21 protein-coding genes and 2 pseudogenes are annotated in these 20,031 nt (G+C 73.1%); 15 read left to right on the top strand and 8 right to left on the bottom strand.

The genetic code is table 11. The annotated features are described in order from the left end of the window. Positions 1-134: 134 nt before the first annotated feature. Together BEK98_RS40385 and BEK98_RS40380 are read right to left on the bottom strand one after the other, a co-directional pair. The gene (locus BEK98_RS40385) at positions 135-572 is read right to left on the bottom strand and encodes an SPW repeat protein (protein WP_094221770.1); all 438 of its coding nucleotides are present in this window, start codon (positions 570-572) and stop codon (positions 135-137) included. 196 nt (positions 573-768) lie between these two features. Then, positions 769-1,377, bottom strand: a complete 609-nt coding sequence (locus tag BEK98_RS40380) for a sigma-70 family RNA polymerase sigma factor (protein ID WP_094221794.1) — start codon at positions 1,375-1,377, stop codon at positions 769-771. Between the two features lie 94 nt (positions 1,378-1,471). On the opposite strand from BEK98_RS40380, the gene BEK98_RS40375 reads away from it, so the two are divergent. Further along, the gene (locus BEK98_RS40375; protein WP_244202190.1) at positions 1,472-2,506 is read left to right on the top strand and encodes a MerR family transcriptional regulator; all 1,035 of its coding nucleotides are present in this window, start codon (positions 1,472-1,474) and stop codon (positions 2,504-2,506) included. A 28-nt stretch (positions 2,507-2,534) separates the two neighbouring features. Here the strand turns inward: BEK98_RS40375 and BEK98_RS40370 are convergent, their stop codons facing one another. Together BEK98_RS40370 and BEK98_RS40365 are read right to left on the bottom strand one after the other, a co-directional pair. Beyond that, complete coding sequence (locus BEK98_RS40370) at positions 2,535-3,911, bottom strand: cryptochrome/photolyase family protein (RefSeq protein WP_094221768.1); 1,377 nt, start codon at positions 3,909-3,911, stop codon at positions 2,535-2,537. 141 nt (positions 3,912-4,052) lie between these two features. After that, positions 4,053-4,958 carry a LysR family transcriptional regulator gene (locus BEK98_RS40365; RefSeq protein ID WP_208643369.1) on the bottom strand — a complete coding sequence of 302 codons (906 nt, stop codon included), beginning with the start codon at positions 4,956-4,958 and terminating at the stop codon, positions 4,053-4,055. Between the two features lie 137 nt (positions 4,959-5,095). Here BEK98_RS40365 and BEK98_RS51450 point away from each other — a divergent pair, with 137 nt between their 5' ends. From BEK98_RS51450 to BEK98_RS40340, 5 genes and pseudogenes are all read left to right on the top strand, one after another. Further along, a complete protein-coding gene (locus tag BEK98_RS51450; protein ID WP_393349143.1) occupies positions 5,096-5,179 on the top strand; it encodes a putative leader peptide in 84 nt (27 codons plus the stop codon). A 160-nt stretch (positions 5,180-5,339) separates the two neighbouring features. Next, positions 5,340-5,447: pseudogene (locus tag BEK98_RS51445) on the top strand (dimethylsulfone monooxygenase SfnG); the annotation flags it as partial. A gap of 84 nt (positions 5,448-5,531) precedes the next feature. After that, positions 5,532-6,086: an NADPH-dependent FMN reductase gene (gene ssuE / locus BEK98_RS40355; RefSeq protein WP_094221766.1), complete on the top strand. Its 555-nt coding sequence runs from the start codon at positions 5,532-5,534 to the stop codon at positions 6,084-6,086. Between the two features lie 5 nt (positions 6,087-6,091). Beyond that, a pseudogene (locus BEK98_RS40350) lies at positions 6,092-6,265 on the top strand (SfnB family sulfur acquisition oxidoreductase); the annotation flags it as partial. 226 nt (positions 6,266-6,491) lie between these two features. Continuing rightward, on the top strand, positions 6,492-7,634 hold the full coding sequence (locus BEK98_RS40340; protein ID WP_094221764.1) for an LLM class flavin-dependent oxidoreductase: 1,143 nt from the start codon (positions 6,492-6,494) through the stop codon (positions 7,632-7,634). 282 nt (positions 7,635-7,916) lie between these two features. On the opposite strand, the gene BEK98_RS40335 is transcribed toward BEK98_RS40340, so the two are convergent. Beyond that, on the bottom strand, positions 7,917-8,972 hold the full coding sequence (locus BEK98_RS40335; RefSeq protein ID WP_094221763.1) for an acyl-CoA dehydrogenase family protein: 1,056 nt from the start codon (positions 8,970-8,972) through the stop codon (positions 7,917-7,919). A gap of 146 nt (positions 8,973-9,118) precedes the next feature. Here BEK98_RS40335 and BEK98_RS40330 point away from each other — a divergent pair, with 146 nt between their 5' ends. From BEK98_RS40330 to BEK98_RS40315, 4 genes are all read left to right on the top strand, one after another. Beyond that, complete coding sequence (locus BEK98_RS40330) at positions 9,119-9,469, top strand: YciI family protein (RefSeq protein WP_094221762.1); 351 nt, start codon at positions 9,119-9,121, stop codon at positions 9,467-9,469. Then, positions 9,469-10,671 carry an RNA polymerase sigma factor gene (locus tag BEK98_RS40325; RefSeq protein WP_094221761.1) on the top strand — a complete coding sequence of 401 codons (1,203 nt, stop codon included), beginning with the start codon at positions 9,469-9,471 and terminating at the stop codon, positions 10,669-10,671. Before BEK98_RS40330 ends, BEK98_RS40325 begins: the two co-directional genes overlap by 1 nt. Before the next feature lie 123 nt (positions 10,672-10,794). Further along, positions 10,795-12,117 (top strand): aldehyde dehydrogenase family protein, encoded by a 1,323-nt coding sequence (locus tag BEK98_RS40320; RefSeq protein WP_094221760.1) that lies wholly within the window; start codon positions 10,795-10,797, stop codon positions 12,115-12,117. A 37-nt stretch (positions 12,118-12,154) separates the two neighbouring features. Then, complete coding sequence (locus BEK98_RS40315; RefSeq protein ID WP_167444368.1) at positions 12,155-13,063, top strand: aldo/keto reductase; 909 nt, start codon at positions 12,155-12,157, stop codon at positions 13,061-13,063. Here the strand turns inward: BEK98_RS40315 and BEK98_RS40310 are convergent. Beyond that, positions 13,011-14,159 carry a bile acid:sodium symporter family protein gene (locus BEK98_RS40310; protein WP_094221758.1) on the bottom strand — a complete coding sequence of 383 codons (1,149 nt, stop codon included), beginning with the start codon at positions 14,157-14,159 and terminating at the stop codon, positions 13,011-13,013. The two genes, BEK98_RS40315 and BEK98_RS40310, sit on opposite strands and share 53 nt — an antisense overlap. Positions 14,160-14,412: 253 nt before the next feature. Here BEK98_RS40310 and BEK98_RS40305 point away from each other — a divergent pair, with 253 nt between their 5' ends. The 4 genes from BEK98_RS40305 to BEK98_RS40290 all read left to right on the top strand — a co-directional run bounded on the left by BEK98_RS40305 (position 14,413) and on the right by BEK98_RS40290 (position 17,356). After that, complete coding sequence (locus BEK98_RS40305; protein ID WP_094221757.1) at positions 14,413-14,781, top strand: BlaI/MecI/CopY family transcriptional regulator; 369 nt, start codon at positions 14,413-14,415, stop codon at positions 14,779-14,781. Continuing rightward, on the top strand, positions 14,781-15,710 hold the full coding sequence (locus BEK98_RS40300; RefSeq protein WP_094221756.1) for a M48 family metalloprotease: 930 nt from the start codon (positions 14,781-14,783) through the stop codon (positions 15,708-15,710). The genes BEK98_RS40305 and BEK98_RS40300 overlap by 1 nt, the downstream gene beginning before the upstream one ends. 108 nt (positions 15,711-15,818) lie before the next feature. Continuing rightward, the gene (locus BEK98_RS40295; protein ID WP_094221755.1) at positions 15,819-16,208 is read left to right on the top strand and encodes a VOC family protein; all 390 of its coding nucleotides are present in this window, start codon (positions 15,819-15,821) and stop codon (positions 16,206-16,208) included. A 77-nt stretch (positions 16,209-16,285) separates the two neighbouring features. Next, entirely contained in the window at positions 16,286-17,356 is a 1,071-nt protein-coding gene (locus BEK98_RS40290; protein WP_094221754.1) for an adenosine deaminase, read from the top strand. Here BEK98_RS40290 and BEK98_RS40285 read toward each other — a convergent pair. Both BEK98_RS40285 and BEK98_RS40280 read right to left on the bottom strand, forming a co-directional pair. Next, positions 17,338-17,853: a mycothiol transferase gene (locus BEK98_RS40285; protein ID WP_094221753.1), complete on the bottom strand. Its 516-nt coding sequence runs from the start codon at positions 17,851-17,853 to the stop codon at positions 17,338-17,340. The two genes, BEK98_RS40290 and BEK98_RS40285, sit on opposite strands and share 19 nt — an antisense overlap. 79 nt (positions 17,854-17,932) lie before the next feature. Beyond that, a complete protein-coding gene (locus BEK98_RS40280) occupies positions 17,933-18,835 on the bottom strand; it encodes a LysR family transcriptional regulator (protein WP_094221752.1) in 903 nt (300 codons plus the stop codon). 126 nt (positions 18,836-18,961) lie between these two features. On the opposite strand from BEK98_RS40280, the gene mgrA reads away from it, so the two are divergent. Beyond that, positions 18,962-19,954: an L-glyceraldehyde 3-phosphate reductase gene (gene mgrA, locus BEK98_RS40275; protein ID WP_094221751.1), complete on the top strand. Its 993-nt coding sequence runs from the start codon at positions 18,962-18,964 to the stop codon at positions 19,952-19,954. Positions 19,955-20,031 lie beyond the last annotated feature (77 nt).

The following is a 20,031-nucleotide window of genomic DNA, read 5'->3' as shown; positions in this document are numbered from 1 at the left end:
TCAGGCCTGGCAATCCCTAGGGGTGCGGTCATGCTGAGGCCGGTCCACCCGGGTGGACCGGCCTCGTCTTCCTTTCGTGGCCTTCACTTCCTTCGACTCCTTCGACGTGGTCCTCCCTTCCTCGTGTCTTGTCCTTATGGCTTGGGGACGCTCTTCGCCGCCGTACCGGCGCACATCAGGCCGAGAACGAAGGCCAGCGCGCCGATGATGACGTTGTTGAGGATCACGCCGGTGTCCGGGCTGCTGCCCACGACCCACGGCGCGATGATCATCCAGACACCCATCGCGCACATGGCCCAGCTGAGGCCGTACATCCGCTCCGGGGCCGTGGTGAACCCCAGTGCCAGCAGGCCTATCGCGATGCCCACGATCAGGTTGTGGGTCGCGAGCGCCGGCTGGCTTGTCGTGTAGTGCAGGATCCACGGGGATGCCGCGCAGTACAGGCCGAGCAGGAATACCGGCCCGTCCACCAGCGCCACATCACGGCCACCGAGCATGCGGGCGTAGCGTGCCCGCATTTCGGAGATATCGGGGTGGGTTGCCATGTCACCCCTGTGCGAGACGTTGGCCATGACTCGTCTCCTTTGTGACGTGCGGGCCTGACCGCGTCTGGTGCGGTGTGCGGTAAGCGCCGCGTACCCAGTTTCCTCTTATTCGCCCTTTATGTGTAGAGGTCGGCGCGTACCTTTGGCCCGTGTGGTCCGGCAGGGAGGAGAGCCCCCGAAGAGCGCCGACTCTCTCCGGGGGCCGACGGAGGGGAGCGTCGCCTCAGCGGCGATCTCCCGGAAACCGCAGCGTTTCCGCATCGAAGAATCCGGCCCGGACCGGCCCGAGCAGGCGCCGGAGCCGGTCCAGGCCGCGCCGGGCGTGGCTCTTCACGGTGCCGAGGGGCCACCCCGTGCGCGCGGCGATCTGGGTCTGGGTGAGGTCCTCGTAGAAGGCCAGACGCAGGACCTCCCGTTGTGGCGCGGGCAGTTGGGCCAGTGCGTGCCGGACGAGGAGGCGGTCCAGCGCTGCCTCGGGGCCCGGTTCGGTGGTGCCGGTGAGTGCGAGGGTCGAGCCCGCGGCCGTGACCAGGAACGCCCGCCGGGTCCGCGCGGACAGGGCGTCGGCGATCCTGCGCCGGGTGATGCAGACGATCCAGCCGGCCAGCGGACCGCGCTCGGGCTGATAGCCGTGCCGCCCCCGCCACACCCCGAGGAACACCTGCTGGGCGACGTCCTCCGCCTCCCCGGCATCGCCCAGCGAACGCCGCGCCAGGCCGTACACGAGCGGGGACCAGCGCCGGTGGATCGCGGCCAGGCAGGCGTCGTCGCCCGTCGGCAGGCTCCGCTCCAGCTCCTCGTCGCTGCAGCGCTCCTCGACATGGTGCTGCATGATCACGGCTCCTCGGATGAGACGGTGCCGTCATCCTCGGAGCGCGGGATCCGCGGCCTCAACCCGCATCGATTCTGCGTCGTATAGTCGCGGTGTGGACGGAAAGCGCGTCGGTGCCGGTCCCTCCGCTCCCCACCGGGGGGCGGCCGAGGCGGGTCTGACCACGGGCGCCCTCGCCCGCCGGCTCGGGGTCTCACCCACCACCCTGCGCTCCTGGGAACGCCGCTACGGCATCGGCCCCGCCGAGCGCGTGGCGGGCCGGCACCGGCGCTGGTCGCCACGGGACGTGGCCGTGCTGGAGACGATGTGCCGGCTGACCTCGGCCGGACTGGCCCCTGCCGAGGCGGCCCGGGCCGCACGGAACGAGGCCTCCGCGGGCGCGCCCCAGCCCCGCGCCGCCCAGGACGAGGCGATCACCGGCGGACCCGCGCCCGCGCACTCCACCACGGCCGCCGCGCCGCCCTCGGGCGACGTGCGCCAGGAGTGCCGTGGCCTGGCCCGCGCGGCGGTACGGCTGGACGCGCCGACCGTGGAGGAGCGGCTGGCCGCCGCCGTGGCCGGGTTCGGCCTCACCCGCGCCTGGCAGGAGGTCATGGTGCCCACCCTGCATGCCGTGGGCCGCAAGTGGGCCACGTCCGGAGACCGCTATGTGGAGGTGGAGCACCTGCTGTCCTGGCACGTCTCCACCACCCTCCGCCGGCACACCCGGCCGCCCGTCACGTCCGCCGGTCCCACGGCTGCGGGCCCGGTCCTGCTGGCCTGCGTGCCCGGCGAACAGCACACCCTGCCCCTGGAGGCGCTGAACGCCGGACTGAGTCAACTCGGCATCGCCACAAGGATGTTCGGCGCCGCCGTCCCCGCGGAGGCACTCGCGGCGGCGGTACGGCGCCTGGGCCCGGCCGCCGTGGTGCTGTGGGCGCAGGCCCGCTCCACCGCGAGCCTGCCGCTGGCGCAGCACATCGTGGTCACCGAGTGGGGGGTGAGGGGAGCCAGGTCGCGGCCGCTGGTCCTGCTCGGCGGCCCCGGCTGGGCGGGCCGGCCCAGTCGCGGCATGCTCAACCCCACGAGCCTGCCCCAAGCCCTCGACGCGCTGGCGGTGGCCTGCCGGCAACCGGGCCGGGAACGGTAGATCGCCCGGCAGAGCGGGCGGACCGTCCTCAGTCGCGTCCGCGGGCCCGCTTGAAGCGGGCCAGCCCGTCGGCCAGTTCGATGATCGGGTCCGGATACGCACCGGCGACCGCCCGCTCCGGATCCCGGAGTTTCCACGGCTCGTGCACCGCGCGTCCCTCGACGCCCCTCAGCTCCTCCACCCATCGCCGGACGTACGTACCGTCGGGGTCGTACCGCTTGCCCTGGGTGACCGGATTGAGAACCCGGTGTGGGCGGGTGTCCGTGCCCGTCCCGGCCACCCACTGCCAGTTCAGCTGGTTGTCGGCCACGTCGCCGTCCACCAGCAGCTCCAGGAAGTACCGGGCGCCCACCCGCCAGTCGACGTACAGCGTCTTGGTGAGGAAGCTCGCCGTCAGCAGCCGGCCGCGGTTGTGCATCCAGCCCTCGTGCCGCAGCTGGCGCATTGCCGCGTCGACCACCGGATAGCCGGTACGGCCCTCCCGCCAGGCCTCGACGTCCTCCCGTGCCGTCTCCAGCGACCGCCAACGGTCGTGCCGCGTACGGTAGTCGGCGCCGGCCGCGGCGGGCCGTGCCGCCAGCACCTGACGGTGGAAGTCGCGCCACGCGAGCTGCCGTACGAACGCCTCCGTACCCGGGCCGCCTTTTCCGCGCGCCCGGTGGACCAGCTCGACGGGGGACAGGGTGCCGAAGTGCAGGTGCGGGGAGAGGCGAGAGGTCGCGTCGCCGGCCAGGTCGTCGTGCCGGTCGGCGTAGGCGGCGACGTCGGTCCGCAGCCACGCGGCGAGGCGCACGCGGCCCTCCGTCTCCCCGCCCGCGGCCAGCCCCCGTGACACACCCGGCAGCGCGGTACGGGACGGCAGCCCCTCGGACGCGATGCCCTCCGGTACCCGGACCGAGCGGGGCGCACGGAGGACGCCCCGCAGCCCCTGCGCCGACCACGTGCGGAAGTACGGTGTGAACACGGCGAAGTGGTCCGAGGCGGCCGGGGTCACCGTGCCGGGGGCCACCGCGCAGGTCACCGTGTCGTGGACGTGCAGCCGCCGTCCGTCCGCCTCCAGGGCCCGCCGCAGCCGCCGCTCCCGGGCCTGCGCGTAGGCGCTGACGTCGGCCGCCAGGTGCACCTCGTCGGCCTCGGCCTCCGCCGCCACCCTGCACACCTCCGTGACGACGTCACCGGAGCGCAGCACGAGCCGGCCGCCGCGCTCGCGCAGCCCGGCGTCCAGATCCCGCAGGCAGTCCGCGAGGAACGCCAGCCGGTTGGGCGCCGCGAACCCCGCGTCCGTCACGCCCCGGTCGTGGACGAACAGGGGAACGACCTCACGGGCGCCGTCCAGCGCGGCCCGCAGGGGCGGGTGGTCGTGCAGGCGCAGATCGGCGGTGAACAGGACGATCGAGACGTACATGGCGCGGCTCCGGGACGCGGGGTGCGGACACTGAGAGGTTCCGGACCGGGGCGGCCGGCGGATGCAGGCGTCGCGGGTGAGCCGGCCCGGCACGGCCGCGCCGATCCCGGGCGGCCCGGCCCACGAAGGAGTACGCGGCCCTCAGCGCGCCGACAGCTCCCGCGCCCGGCGTACGAACGTCGTGTGCAGCTCCCGTGCCGCCTGCGGCACCGAATCGGCGCGGCGGCGCTGGAGCATCAGCAGCACCCGGGTCTTCTCGTCGGCGAGCGGCCGGTGGACGATCGTCCCGCTCCGCTCCAGCGGGTCCCCGACCACGCTGAAGTCCGGCAGAACCGTCACCCCCAGCCCCTCGGCGACCAGCAGCTTTCCCATCTCCGCACCGTCCGTCGAGTACGAGAACGCCGGGGTGCGGCCGGCCAGCAGCCGGTGCACGTACCGGTGCATCACATACCCGGCGCGCATCGCGATCAGCGGAACACCGAGCAGGTCCTCGACGGTCACCACGGACCGCGCGGCGAGCGGGCTGTCCGCGCGCAGACACACCACGGGCCGGCCGCTCAGCAGCTGCGTGGACTCCACGCCGGCGGGTACGTCGTCGCCGTCCAGGTGATTGACCAGACCCAGGTCGAAGCCGCCCTCCACCAGCCCGCGCCGGATCTCCGGCTGCTGCGCCCCCACCACCTCGACCTGGGTGACGGGGTGCGCCGCCCGGAACTCCCGCAGCACGGGGATCAGCAGCGGCACCGTCGCCGCGTTGACCGTGCCGACGCGCACCATCCGGCTGACCCGGTGCTGCTCGCCCGCCGCGGCGCGCAGCCGGTCCACCGCCTCCAGCACGCTGACGATGTGCGGCAGCAACTCCCGGCCGGCCGCGCTCATCGTCGCGCCCGACCGCTTGCGCTCCAGCAGGTCGACGCCCAGCTCCCGCTCCAGATTGCGCACCGTCTCGCTCAACGCGGGCTGGGACAGGCGCAGTTCGTCGGCCGCCCGGCGCAGCGAGCCGAGCCGGGTCACGGCCGCCAGGTATTCCAGTTGTTCGGTCCGCACCACCGCAGAATGCGCGGCCGGGCGGACTGGGTTCAAGGGTTTTCCTGTCACACCCTCGTGAAATTCAATGGTCCGCGATACGAGACCGGTCGGGTTTTCCTTGACTGCCCTCGCGGGCGGCTGCCACGATCGACGGCATGACGATGCGACTGGACCTCACGCGGCGACGCCATGTCGACCTCGCGCGCGTCTCCAGCGCCTCCTGTAGCGCCGCGGCCTGATCGCCCGACTCTCTCCGATCCGCCGCGATTCTTCGCTCTCCCTCCCTTTCACTCTCGCCTGAATTCCGCTGCGTTCGGCACGCGCTGAATTCGGCGTGCCCGGAAAGGCGCCGAGCAATTCCGCAACAGGAGTTCCGCATGCCGGCAGCGCCCGTGCAATGAGGACCACGCCGAACTAGCCGGTGACTTCTACCGGTTGCGCGACCTCTCACTCAAGCCCAAGCCCCTCGACGCCCCCGCTGGAGGCCGGGCTCCCGGAGCCCGGGCCCGGGTCCGTCCCCGCCACGCCTGACTCCCTCCCTCTCTCGCGCCCGTCCCCGTGCGGCGCCCGGCACTCAGAATGAGGCACCCCATGGCCACCGTCCTGTCCGTCTCCGGCAGTCCCTCCGCCTCCTCGCGCACCGGCCGCCTGCTGCGTCACCTGGACCAGCGGCTGATCGCCCAGGGACACCAGGTGATACCGCTGGACGTCCGCACGATCCCGGCCGAGGCGCTGCTCGGCGCCGACTTCCAGCATCCGGCCATCGTCGAGGCGACCGAGCTGTTCGCCCGGGCCGACGGCGTCGTGGTCGGCACCCCCGTCTACAAGGCGTCGTACTCCGGAGTCCTCAAGGCGCTCCTCGACCTGCTGCCGCAGTACGCGCTCACCGGCAAGACCGTGCTGCCGCTCGCCACCGGCGGCTCCACCGCGCACGTCCTCGCCATCGACTACGCGCTGCGCCCGGTGCTGAACTCCATGGGCGCCGCCCACATCGTCCAGGGCTGGTTCACCCTCGACAAGGACATCACCGTACGGGAGGACGGCTCGCTCACCGTGGCCCCGGCCACCGCCGAGGCGCTGGGACAGATCGTGGACCAGTTCTCGGCGGCCCTGGACCGCACCCCGGTCCTGGCGGCGGCGAGCTGAGCACCATGACCGCCCAGGTCATCGCCGACGACGTGGAGGCACTCGCGGTCTCCGCGGCCCTGGCCGAGGAGTTCCGGGCCGGGGCCGCCGAGCGGGACGCCGAACGCCGGCTGCCGCGCGCCGAGCTGGACCGGCTGTCCGCGTCCGGGCTGCCCGCCGACCGCGTCCTGCCCCACCACCTGACCTTCCAGGGGCCGCGCTCGACTCACTGAACCTGCACCGTCACTGGTGCGACGCCCGCACCCGCCCACCCGTCGCCCGACCACCACCCCTCCACGAGGCGCTTCGCGCCGCACCTTTTGGATCGCACGACCCGACCCGCTGGAAGATCCAGCACATCGGCCGGTACGTGCTGACCGGAACCCGGCCGCCCCGACACGGCCTGCTCTGATCGGAGACCCCCACGTGTCCCTCACCTTCCACTGGTTCCTGCCCACCAACGGCGACAGCCGGCACGTCGTCGGCGGCGGCCACGGCACCCCGGCCACCGCCTCCGGCCGGGACCGGCCGCCGACGGTCGCCTACCTGAGCCAGATCGCGCGGGCCGCCGAGGACCTGGGCTTCGTCGGCGCGCTCACCCCGACCGGCGCCTGGTGCGAGGACGCGTGGCTGACCACCGCCATGGTCAGCCAGCACACCGAGCGGCTGAAGTTCCTGGTCGCCTTCCGGCCCGGCTTCGTCTCGCCGACGCTCGCCGCGCAGATGGCGTCCACCTTCCAGCGGCAGACCGGCGGACGGCTCCTGCTCAACGTGGTCACCGGCGGTGAGAGCCGCGAGCAGCGGGCCTACGGCGACTTCCTCGACAAGGACGACCGCTACCGTCGTACCGGCGAATTCCTGCAGATCGTACGGGAGTTGTGGGAGGGCAAGAGCGTCGACCTGAGCGGGGAGCACCTCCAGGTCGAGGACGCGCGGCTGAGCCGGGTGCCCGATCCGGTGCCCGAGGTCTACTTCGGTGGCTCCTCGCCCATCGCCGGGGAGATCGCCGCCCGGCACGTCGACGTCTACCTGACCTGGGGCGAGCCGCCCGCACAGGTCGCGGAGAAGATCGCCTGGATCCGGAAACTGGCCGCACGGCACGGCCGTACCCTGCGCTTCGGCATCCGGCTGCACGTCATCACCCGGGACACCTCCGAGCAGGCGTGGGCCGAGGCGAACCGGCTGCTCGACGGCTTCGACACGGAGACCGTACGGTCCGTGCAGGCGGGCCTCGGCCGCAGCGAGTCCGAGGGCCAGCAGCGCATGCTCGCCCTGCACGGCGGCAGCCGCGACGGCCTGGAGATCCACCCCAACCTGTGGGCCGGCATCGGCCTGGTGCGCGGGGGCGCGGGCACGGCTCTGGTCGGCAGCCACGACGAGGTCGCCGAGCGGATCAAGGAGTACCACGCCCTCGGCATCGACGAGTTCGTGCTCTCCGGCTACCCGCACCTGGAGGAGGCGTACTGGTTCGGGGAGGGCGTACTGCCCCGGCTCGCCGCACAGGGTCTGTGGCGGCATCCCGACGGGAGCACGGCGGCCCCCTCGGCCCAGGTGCCGTTCACGAGCTGAGGGGCAACTCGACCTGGCGGACTGCGGGTTCATGACTGTGGATTCATGACAACGGCTTCGGCCCGCACGGCGTGGTGCACCTGGCCCAGGCGGCCGCGTTCCGCGGCTACACCCCGGGCTCGGTGACACCCCGCGCCGGCGTTCGTGCGCGTGCCCCGCGATGCGCCCTCGGCTCTGCGCCCCGCTTGGGCTGGTGCGCCGGCGCATCGGCACCGCAACGCGCTCCTTCCGTCCGAGCGTCGGCCGCAGTCCTCCTGCTCGACGCCCCGGAGCGGTCCCGGCTCACGCCCCACCGCCGCCCCCCGGTTCCCCGGCCAGCGCCCGCAGATGCGCCCGCCGCGTCTCCGCCGTCTGCCCCTGCACCAGCAGGAACATCCCCTCGCGGGCCAGTCGTTGGGCTCGGCTGGTCAGGGACATCGCGCGGCCGCCGCCGGCCACCACCGCCGCCGTGGTGGCCGTACCCAGGACCTCGTACGCCTCGGCCCGCACGGCCAGACGCTCCGCGGCCCGCTCGAACGGCGCCGGGTGGTCGGCCAGGGCGTAGGCGCGGTGGCGGACGTCGGCGAGGCGGGCACGCAGCGGGCCGGCGGACTCCTCGTCGAGCAGGGACAGCGCCGCTTCCGCGATGCCGAAGACCGCCGGGTTGGCGTTGAGCGTCCTGGCCCGGTCGGCGGGCGCCCACGACGCGTACGGCGTCCGCAGGGCCACCGCCTCCTCGGGCACCCGCAGGCCGTCCAGCTCCAGCGACACCGTACGGGCGGCGGTGAGCGCCGCGAGGCGCAGCGGTGCCGAGGCCCGCAGGCCCGGCTGGTCGCGTGCGTCGACGAAGGCGAACATGGCCTCGTCGGCCTCGGTCAGCCCGGCGAGCAGCATGACGTCGTTCAGGCCCCATCCGGTGTACCAGGGGACGGTCCCGTCGAACCGCCAGCCGCCGCCCTCCCGCCGGACCCGCACCGGGACGCGCGGATGGGCCCGCAGATGCGCGTACGCCACCCCGGACAGCAGCTCGCCGCGCGACAGCGGACCCAACAGGCGTTCACGCACCGGCAGTTCACTCTTCGCCAGGGTCTGCACCGGCGTGTGGTGCTGCGTCTGCACGAACCAGGTCGAGCAGCACGCCCCGGCCAGGATCTCCGCGGTCTCCCGCAGCACGGCCGGCGATGCCCCGGAGCCGCCGTACGCGACTGGCGCGACCACCCCGAGCAGCCCCGACCGCTTCACCGCCTCGACATGGCTCGCGGGGACGCCCTCCTGGTCCACCCGCTCGGCCTCGGGAACGAGCAGATCGGCGGCGAGCCGCCGGGCGCGGACGACGAGCGGATGTGCGGTGATGGTCATGCGGGAGATTCTTCCGAAGATCGCCGGCGAATTTTTCTTCCGGATCCGCGGCGCGCGGTGTCGATCCGGGCTCCGGCCGTTCGTGTAGGAGGTGACAAACACCCCCCACCCCGGGAAGACGCCCGGGTGGAAGCCCAGGAGGAATCATGAAGCACTACCTGCTCAGCGTGGTCCAGCCCGCCGGCGGACAGCCCCCCGCCCCCGACGCGCTCGCCGAGATCATGCGCGACGTCGAGGCCTTCAACGACGAACTGCGTGCGGCCGGAGCCTGGGTCTTCGCCGGTGGCCTGCACGGCCCGGAGACCGCCACCATGCTCCGTCCCAAGGACGGCGACGTCCTCATCACCGACGGCCCCTTCGCCGAGGGCAAGGAGTACCTGGGCGGACTCTGTCTGATCCGGGCCGCCGACCTGGACGAGGCCCTGGAGTGGGGGCGCAAGGCAGCCCTGGCGACCACCCTGCCCATCGAGGTACGGCCGTTCGTGGACCAGCACTGATGGTCGAGGCTCCTGACATCGAGGCCGTCTTCCGCGCGGAGTACGGGCGCGCGGTCTCCGTCCTCGTCCGCTTCCTCGGCGACATCGACCTCGCCGAGGAGGCGGTGCAGGACGCCTTCACCACCGCCGTGCGCAAGTGGCCGGAGACCGGCGTGCCGCCGAGCCCGGCCGGCTGGATCATCACCACCGCCCGCAACCGGGCCGTCGACCGGCTGCGCCGCGAGTCCTCCCGGGACGCCCGGCACGCGGAGGCCGCCCTGCTGTACGCGCCCGACGCACCGCCCGAGGAGGGCCCCGTGCGCGACGACCGGCTCCGTCTGATCTTCACCTGCTGCCACCCCGCACTCGCCCTGCAGTCCCGGGTCGCCCTCACCCTGCGCCTGCTCGGCGGCCTGAGCACCGCCCAGATCGCTCGCGCCTTCCTGGTCCCCGAGCCGACTCTCGCCCAGCGGCTGGTGCGGGCCAAGGCCAAGATCCGCGACGCGGGCATCCCGTACCGCGTGCCCCGCGACGCCGATCTGCCCGACCGGCTCGGCGGAGTCCTCGCCGTCGTCTACCTGATCTTCAACGAGGGCTACACCGGCGACCCCGCCCTGTGCGCGGAAGCCGTACGGCTCGGCCGGCTGCTCGCCGAGCTGATGCCGGACGAACCCGAGGCTGCCGGACTGCTCGCACTGATGCTGCTGACCGAAGCGCGCCGACCGGCCCGGCGGGACACGGACGGCGCCCTGGTGCCGCTGCCCGAGCAGGACCGCGGCCGGTGGGACCGGGGTCTGATCGCCGAGGGCCAGGACCTGGTCCGGCGCTGTCTGCGTCGCAACCGGCCGGGGCCGTACCAGATCCAGGCCGCGATCAACGCCGTGCACAGCGACGCACCGATCGCCGCCGCCACCGACTGGGGCCAGATCCTGCGCCTGTACGACCAGCTGACGGCCGTCGCCCCGTCGCCGGTCGTCGCGCTGAACCGGGCGGTCGCGGTGGCGGAGGTCGAGGGCCCGGCCGAGGCCCTGGACCTGGTCGACTCGCTCGACCTCGCCGGCTACCACGTGCTGCACGCCGTCCGCGCCGACCTGCTGCGCCGCCTCGACCGGCCCGCCGAGGCCGCGGGGGAGTACGCGAAGGCCGTCGAGCTGGCCGCGAGCGAGGCCGAGCGGGCGTATCTGGAGCGGCGCCGACGGGAGCTGGACCAGGGCACGACGTGACCCTCGTCACCGACGACAGCAGGTGGAATTTACTTGGGTACCTGAAAGGTTGGCATTTACATCTGACCGTTCGAGACCCTACGCTCGGGCCGACCCAGCCCGTGCACCACCAGCGAGGCATTCGTGAACCACTCCACCCCCGAGCAGCCCGCCGACGTCGTGGCCCGGCTGCGCGCCACCTTCCGCACCGGCCGCACCAAGCCCGTCGAGTGGCGCACCGGCCAGCTCCGGCGCCTGCGCGCGATGCTCACGGAGAACGGCGCCGCCCTCGCCGCCGCCCTCCACACCGACCTGGGCAAGAGCAGCACCGAGGCCTATCGCACGGAGATCGACTTCACCGTCCGGGAGATCGACCACACCCTGGAGCACCTGGACGAGTGGCTGCGCCCGGAGTCCGCGCCCGTCCCGGCGCACCTCGGCGGCGACGCGACGGCCTGGACGCAGTACGACCCGCTCGGTGTCGTCCTCGTCATCGCCCCCTGGAACTACCCGGCCCAGCTTCTGCTCGCTCCGATGGTCGGCGCGCTGGCCTCCGGTAACGCGGTCGTGGCCAAGCCCAGCGAACTGGCCCCGGCCACCTCGGCCGCGCTGGCCGAGCTGATCCCCGCGTACCTCGACACGGACGCCGTCGCCGTGGTCGAGGGCGGCATCCCGGAGACCACGGCCCTGCTCGCCGAGCGCTTCGACCACATCTTCTACACCGGCAACGGCGCCGTCGGCCGCATCGTGATGCGCGCCGCCGCCGAGCACCTCACCCCCGTCGCCCTCGAACTGGGCGGCAAGTCACCGGTGTTCGTCGACCGCGGCACCGATCTCGACGTGGTCGCGGACCGGTTGGCGCGCGGCAAGTTCCTGAACGCCGGCCAGACCTGCGTCGCCCCCGACTACGTCCTCACCGACCCGGAGACCGCCGCCGCCCTGGAGACCGCGCTGGTCCGCGCCGTCGACGCCCTCTTCGGCGCCGACCCGCAGGCCTCGCCCGAGTACGGCCGGATCGTCAACGAGCGCCACTTCGACCGGATTTCCGCCCTGCTCGACTCCGGCCGGGTGGCGGTCGGCGGCGGCAGCGACCGTACGGACAAGTACATCGCGCCGACCGTGCTCGTGGACGTCGACCCGAAGTCCCCCGTGATGCAGGAGGAGATCTTCGGCCCGATCCTGCCGGTCGTCACCGTGCCCGGCCTGGACGCGGCGATCGACTTCATCAACGACCGCGACAAGCCGCTCGCGCTGTACGTCTTCAGCGAGTCGGACCGGACACGCGGGCGCATCGCCGCCGAGACCTCCTCCGGCGGCCTCGGGTACGGCCTGCCGCTCGCCCACCTCACCGTCTCCGACCTGCCGTTCGGCGGTGTGGGGGAGAGCGGCATGGGCAGCTACCACGGGCGCTACTCGATCGAGACGTTCAGCCACCGCAAGGCCGTGCTGGCCAAGCCGCTCGGCTGAGCGGACGGTTCCGGGGCCGGTGTGCGAAACTCCGCCGATGACCGCTGAAACGATCACCGCGGATGCCTCCGGTACCTTCGAGCTCGGCGACCTGCCCGTCCACCGCATCGGCTTCGGTGCCATGCGGCTGACGGGCAGCGCCGCCTTCCATCTCGGCACCGTCAGTGACCGCGCACGCTCGATCGCCGTCCTGCGCAGGGCCGTGGAACTCGGTGTGAACCACATCGACACGGCCGCGTTCTACTTCTCCTCCCTGCGCTCCGCCAACGAACTCATCAACATCGCCCTTGCGCCCTACGCCGACGACCTGGTCATCGCGACCAAGGTCGGCCCGTTCCGCGACTATTCCGGAGAGTGGGGCACCTCGGCCCGGCCCGACCAGCTGCGCGGGCACGTCGAGGAGAACCTGCGCCAGCTCGGCCGGGACCACCTCGACCTCGTCTATCTGCGCCGGATGGGCCAGGACTCCATCGCCGAACACTTCGGAGCCCTCGCCGAACTGCGCGAGGCGGGCCTGGTACGGCACCTCGGCATCTCGGCGATCCAACGCCGGCACCTGACCGAGGCGTTGGAGATCGCCCCCGTAGTCTCCGTGCAGAACCGGTACGCGCTGGACGTCCCGGACCCGCAGGCCGACGAACTCCTGCGGATGTGCGGCGAACGGGGCATCGCCTTCGTGCCCTACTTCGCCGTCGCGGGCGAGGGCGCCGAGCGCGGCGCGGCCGGGTCGCGCGACGACGACGAGGTGATCGCCGTCGCCCGCGCGCACGGCGTGAGCCCCGCGCAGATCCGCACCGCCTGGACCCTGCACCAGGGCCCGCACGTCCTCGCCATCCCCGGCACCGGCAACCCGGACCACCTGACGGAGAACGTCGCCGCGGCCGCCCTGCGGCTCAGCCAGGAGGAGCTGGAGCGGCTGAACGCCCTTCACGCGCGGGCCGTCTGACGCCCGGCCGGCCGCCCTCGGGCCATCGGTCCCGCGGCGGCCGGCGTTCCGCACCGCGCACCACCCGCCCCGCCGCCACCTTCTGCAGCAGCCCGTACGCGAGCACCGGCAGCAGGATCTGGGGTCGGTCGGGGAGCGCGGTCGTGATCAGCACGGCGCTCGCGCTGCTGTTGTTCATGCCGCAGGCCAGGGTCACCGAGGCGCCGGCCCGGGCGTCCAGGCGCAGCAGGCGCGCGGTGACGCCGCCCAGGGTGAAGGACAGGACGCACACGGTGGCGGCGACGGCCAGCGCGGCCGCGAGCAGAATCGGGCGCGGATGGCGCAGGAAGGGGCCGAGGACCCCGCTGGCGTTCACGTACGTCAGCAGGAGCGAGCCCAGCAGCGCCGCCGGGACCACCGCGCCGAGCAGCCGGTCGCGGGCGCCCGCCGGCAACGCGAGCCGGCCCAGCAGACCGAGTGCGCAGGGCAGGACCACCGAGGTCAGTGCGAAGGAGTCCCCGGCCGCCGAGGCGGTGCCGGCCAGCCGGCCCGCGTAGGAGCCGTGCAGCAGCGGGCCCAGCGCGGCCAGCGTCAGCGGCACGGTCAGCGGGCTGACCAGCGTCGACGCGAGGACCAGCCCGACGGCCGTGGGCTGGTCCCCGTCGCCCTTCGCGGTCCACACCGTCGCTCCGGCCGCCACCGGCATGGCGACCACCAGGATCATCGCCGTCACCATGCCGCTGCCGCCGTCCTGGTCCGGCGACTGCCGCAGCGCGAACGCCACCCCGGGCACGATCAGCAGCGGCGCCAGCACATGCAGGGCCAGCCCGGCGAGCAGTGCGGCGGGCCGGCGCAGCAGGAGGCCCAGCTCCCGCAGCGGGACCTGCAGCCCCGCGCCGAACAGGACCAGGGACAGCAGGAACTGCGGTATGCCGAGGCGCAGCTCAGCGAGTCCGGCGAACCCGAGGGAGTGGGGGTGCCGTAGCCACAGTCCCGGGCCGGGCAGCAGTGCGGCGGCTGCGTACATCACGGCCACGGCCCGGCCCAGACGGCGCCGCAGCAGGCCGTGGGCGCGGCGCGCGGACAGGAGCGGGGAGGGAGGAAACAGGGCGCGCATGTCGGAGAGGCTCTTCCGTCGTCGGGTCCGGTCGGAGACGGAAGGTGCGTATCGCGAAGGCGCGCACCGCGCCGGGCAGACTGGAGCCGTCGAGGAAGGGCAGCGGGCGGTTGGCACACAGCCGTTCGGACATGGTCGGTGGCCCCTCTCATAATGGGCGTGCGGGCGCACGGCCCAGGACAGCGCCTGGCTGACTACAATGGTGTAGACGGTCTTCCGAACTGTAGACGAAGACGGGGTGAGGAACGTTCCCATGACCGACGCCAAGGATGAACGCCGGCCGGCCGGTGAGCTCGAAGCGAGCGTCATGGCCGCCCTGTGGGCCGCCGGCGCGCCCCAGACGCCCGGCCAGGTCCAGCTGACCCTCGGCGCGGACCTCGCACGTACGACGGTGACCACGATCCTCACCCGCCTGCACGACAAGGGGATGGTCGAGCGTAGCCGCCAGGGCCGCGGCTACGCCTACTTCCCGCTCCAGGACGCCCAGGGCCTCACCGCCCGCCGGATGCACACCGAACTCGACCGGGACACCGACCGCGAGACCGTCCTCGCCCGCTTCGTCGCCCAGCTCAGCCCCGACGACGAACGCATCCTGCGGGACCTGCTCGAATCCGACGACTGATGACCCTACTGCTCCTGCTGCCGCTGCTGCTGCCGTTCGCCCTCCCGGCACTGGCCAGGCGGGCCCTGGACCGGCTCGCCCCGGTCGTCGCGCTGTGGGCGGTCACCGTCTGTGCGGTCGTCCTCGCGGGCAGCTCGCTGGCCGCGCTCGGCGCGTTCGTGCTGACCGGCCTGCTCAAGGTGCCGCTGTTCGCCGCGCTCGGCGAACTGGTCCGCCCGCTGCGCACCGCCTCGGACCTCGTCGTGCTGCCCGCCGCCGCGACCTCCGTCGGCGCCCTCGCCGTGTGCGGCTGGACCCTGGTCCGCTCGGTCCTGCGCCAGACCCGCGCCTTCCGGGCCGCCCGCTCGGAGGCCGGGCGCGGACCGGCCGCGGGCGACCTGTGCGTGGTGGACTCGCCCCGCCCGGACGCGTACGCCCTGCCCGGGCGCCCGCACCGCATTGTCGTCACCACCGCCATGCTGCGCAGCCTCGACGCCCCCGAGCGTGAGGCGCTGTTCGCGCACGAGCGGGCGCACAACGAGGGCGGCCACCACTACTTCCTCGCCGCCGCCGAACTCGCGGCGCACTGCCATCCCGCCCTGCGCCCGGTCCGCGAGACGATCCGGCTCGCCGCCGAGCGCGCCGCGGACGAGGCCGCGGCGGCCTCCGTCGGCGACCGGCGCCTGACCGCCCGGGCCATCGCCCGCGCCGCCCTCGCCGGCCAGGCCGCCCGCTCGGAGCGCCCCGACTTCGCCGCAGCGGCGACGACGGGCCCCGTCCCGCAGCGCGTCCAGGCCCTGCTGGCCGCCCCCCGGGCCGCGCACCGGACCGGTCGGCGCATCGCCGCGCTCCTGCTCGCCTGCGCCGCCGTCTCCTGCGTGGCCTCGGTGACCGGAATGGCCGACTTCCACCACCGGGTCGAGGTCGCCCAGGGCGACGAGAACCCCTGACCGGCCGCTCCTCGGACCCGGACGAGACCACCCGTACGGAGGGTGACTGGCGTCCGTTACGTTTTACGTATAACCTCACCCGCTAACCACCCTCACCGGAAGGCTCCGATGCGCCGCGTTGCCCTGGTCACCCTCGTCGTGGACGACTACGACGAGGCCATCCGCTTCTACACCGAGGCCCTCGGATTCCGGCTGGCCGCGGACGAGCCCCGGCCGGACGGCTCCCGCTGGGTCGTCGTGGAGCCCGGTGACAGCCACGGCACCGGCCTGCTGCTCGCCCGCGCCAGGGGCGAGGACCAGCGCGCCCGGATCGGGGACCAGACCGGCGGACGGGTCGGGTTCTTCCTGCACACCGACGACTTCGCCCGCGACCACGCCCGGATGACGGCCGCCGGCGTGACCTTCCTGGAGGAGCCGCGCCACGAGCCGTACGGCTCGGTCGCCGTCTTCCAGGACCTCTACGGCAACCGCTGGGACCTGCTCCAGCCCGCCGACTGAACATCCCCCGCGGCACGCTCCTCCCGCCGCACGCCTCTCCCGCCGCTTCGAACCACCTGCTCAAGGAAAGACCCGCCATGACTGCTACGCGCGTAGACGCCGAAGTGATCCGCCGCCTGCCCAAGGCCGTCCTGCACGACCACCTCGACGGCGGCCTGCGCCCCGCCACCGTCGTCGAACTGGCGGCCGCGGTCGGCCACACCCTGCCCACCACCGACCCCGACGAGCTGGCCGCCTGGTACTTCGAGGCCGCCAACTCCGGCGACCTGGTCCGCTACATAGCCACCTTCGAGCACACCCTCGCCGTCATGCAGAACCGCGAGGGCCTGCTGCGCGTCGCCGAGGAGTACGTCCTCGACCTGGCCGCCGACGGCGTCGTCTACGCCGAGGTGCGCTACGCGCCCGAGCTGAACACCCAGGGCGGGCTGACGATGAACGAGGTCGTGGAGACCGTCCAGGAGGGCCTCGCCGCCGGCATGGCCAAGGCGGCCGCCGCCGGCACGCCCGTCCGCGTCGGCACCCTGCTCTGCGGCATGCGCATGTTCGACCGGGTCGGCGAGGCCGCCGAGCTGGCCGTCGCCTACCGCGACGCCGGTGTCGTCGGCTTCGACATCGCCGGTGCCGAGGACGGCTTCCCGCCCGCCGACCACCTGGCTGCCTTCGAGCACCTGCGCCGCGAGAGCGTCCCGTTCACCATCCACGCCGGTGAGGCGCACGGCCTGCCCAGCATCCACCAGGCCTTGCAGGTGTGCGGCGCCCAGCGCATCGGCCACGGCGTGCGCATCACCGAGGACATCGTCGACGGCAAGCTCGGCCGCCTGGCCGGCTGGGTGCGCGACCGCCGGATCGCCCTGGAGATGTGCCCGACCTCCAACCTCCAGACGGGCTGCGCCACCTCGATCGCCGAGCACCCCATCACCGCGCTGAAGGACCTGGGCTTCCGGGTCACCCTCAACACCGACAACCGGCTGGTCTCCGGCACGACGATGACCCGGGAGATGTCCCTGCTGGTCGAGGAGGCCGGCTGGACCGTCGAGGACCTGCGCACGGTCACCGTGAACGCCCTCAAGAGCGCGTTCATCCCGTTCGACGAGCGCAACGCCCTCATCGAGGACGTGGTCCTGCCGGGTTACAAGTCCGCGCTCTGAACGAGCCCCCGCAGGTAGGCGGCCTGTCCGATGTGCTGTAGGTCGTCGGACAGGACGCTCACCAGCCGCACGCCCAGGGTGACCGGGGGATCCCAGCGCACGTCCACAACCCGTTCGAGATCCTTGGCGGCCAGCCCGCGCAGGGCGCCGAGGGTCTGCTCGTGCACGGCGTCGTAGTACCCGGTGAGCAGGTCGGCCGACTCGACCCGCACCTTCGCGACCTTCGCGGGTGTGTGCCCGTAGCCGGTGTCGTGGTGGGGCAGGTCGAGGCCGAAGCGTTTCTGCCAGTCCTGGGACAGCCACACCTGGTCCAGGTCGAAGGCGTCGGCGATGTGGTCGTCCTGCACCCGGGTCAGGTGCCAGACGAGCCAGGCGATGGAGTTGGCGTCGGGGGCCGGTCGGGAGTGCAGCTCGTCCGGTCCGAGGCCGTCGAGGGCGGCATGGACTTCTTCCTGGATGCGGCCGTAGCCGTCGATGAGGATGTCCTTCGCATGCATGCGTCCACCATGGCGCATCGCGCGCGGTCATGCGTGCGGAATCCGGCTTCCGTGGAAGCCGAACGGCACCCGTCCCGAATCAGCAGGCCTGGGGAGGTGTCAGACCCTCTGTCTCCAGCAGCTGGACCAGGGCGCGGGCCGCGGGACTCGTCGCGCGCTCCGGCGGCAGCAGGGCCACGGTCTCGTACTCCGCCTCGCCCGTGCCCTTCAGCGGGAGCGCCCTCAGCGAGGGCCGCTTGTGCCGGAAGTGCCGCGGTACGACGGCGATGCCGAGGTTCTCGTCGACCAGGTCCAGCAGGCTGTGCACGTCGTTGACCTCCAGCGCGACCGTGCGCCGGACGCCGGCCGTCGTGAAGGCGGCGTCGGTGGTGCGGCGCGGCCCCCAGTCCGGGTGGAAGTCCACGAAGACCTCTCCGGCCAGGTCGTCCGGTGTCAGCACCGCGCCGGCCGAGGCGAGCCGGTGGCTGGGATGGCACAGGACGGTCATCGGCTCGCTGGTCAGCGACACCGAGCGCAGCTGGTCGTCGTCCGCCTGGGTCCGGTAGGCGAAGGCCAGGTCCAGCCGCCCGGCCGTGACCTCCTCGGCCAGCGCGCCCGAGCCCGCCTGCCGCAGCCGGATCTCCACGTCCGGATGGCGCCGCCGGAAGGCCGCCAGCAGCCGCGCCACATGCACCCCGGCGATGCACTGCTCGGTGCCGAGCGCCAGCGTGCCGCGCAGCACGCCCTGCACCGCCGCCACCGCCTCGTGCGCCGAGCGCACCTGCGCCAGGATCCGCTCGGCCTCCACCAGCAGCGCGCGCCCCGCCTCGGTGAGCGTCACCCGCCGGGTGGTGCGGACGAACAGCGGCGCCCGCAGCTCCCGCTCCAGCGCCCGGATGGACGCCGACAGGCCGGACTGGGACACCATGAGGCGTTCGGCGGCCCGGGTGAAATGCTGGTCCTCGGCGACCGCGACGAAGTGCTGGAGATGGCGCAGTTCCATGACTCAGAAGCGTATCCGCTGAATTCCATCGGATTCTCCTGTTGGACCACTGCCAGCGGGCCGCGACAGAGTAGGCACCGGTTCCCCGGAACCGGACTCACCTGTGCCAACCCCTCTGGAGTCGCGTTGTACACCGGACACCCCGACCGTTACGCCGACATGCCCTACCGGCGCACCGGGCGCAGCGGCCTGAAGCTCCCCGCGCTGTCCCTCGGCCTGTGGCACAACTTCGGGCCCGACCGGCCCGTCGAGACCCAGCGCGCCATCCTGCGCCGGGCCTTCGACCTCGGTGTCACCCACTTCGACCTCGCCAACAACTACGGCCCGCCGCCCGGCGCCGCCGAGTCCGCGCTCGGCGAGGCCCTGAAGGCCGACTTCACGCCGTACCGCGACGAGCTGGTGATCTCCACCAAGGCCGGCTACCTGATGTGGCCCGGCCCGTACGGCGAATGGGGCTCGCGCAAGTACCTGCTCTCCTCGCTGGACCAGAGCCTGAAGCGGATGGGCCTCGACTACGTCGACATCTTCTACTCGCACCGCCCCGACCCGGAGACTCCCCTGGAGGAGACGATGGGCGCCCTGCACTCCGCGGTCCAGCAGGGCAAGGCCCTCTACGTCGGCGTCTCCAACTACTCGGCGGAGCAGACCCGCGAGGCCGCCCGCATTCTCGGCGAACTCGGCACCCCGCTCCTCATCCACCAGCCGCGCTACTCGATGCTCGACCGGCGCCCCGAGGACGAGGGCCTGCTGGACGCCCTGGACGAGCTGCGGGTCGGCTCCATCGTGTACTCCCCGCTGGAGCAGGGCCTGCTCACCGGCCGCTACCTCGACGGCATCCCCGAGGGCTCCCGGGCGGCGAGCGACAGCCCGTTCCTGAACTCGGACGCGGTCACCGAGGACCTGGTCGGCCGACTGCGCGCCCTGGACGAGATCGCCAAGTCCCGCGGCCAGACCCTGGCCCAGCTGGCCCTGGCCTGGGTGCTCCGGGGCGGCAGGGTGACCTCCGCCCTGGTCGGCGCGAGCAGCCCGCAGCAGATCGAGGACAGCGTCGGCACGATCCGCAACCTGGACTTCGAGGACGAGGAACTGGCCCGGATCGACGCGATCGTCAGGCCGTAAGCCGCTCGCCGACCACCCGGAGGCGGGCCGCCGCCTCCGGGTGGTCGGCGTACGGCAGCACGCTTGAGCCCGACCGG

It is taken from the genome of Streptomyces diastatochromogenes (assembly GCF_002242805.1).
Lineage (GTDB): Bacteria > Actinomycetota > Actinomycetes > Streptomycetales > Streptomycetaceae > Streptomyces > Streptomyces diastatochromogenes.
The sequence above is the reverse complement of the archived record's forward strand: the minus strand, read 5'-3'. Positions and strand labels throughout refer to the sequence as shown.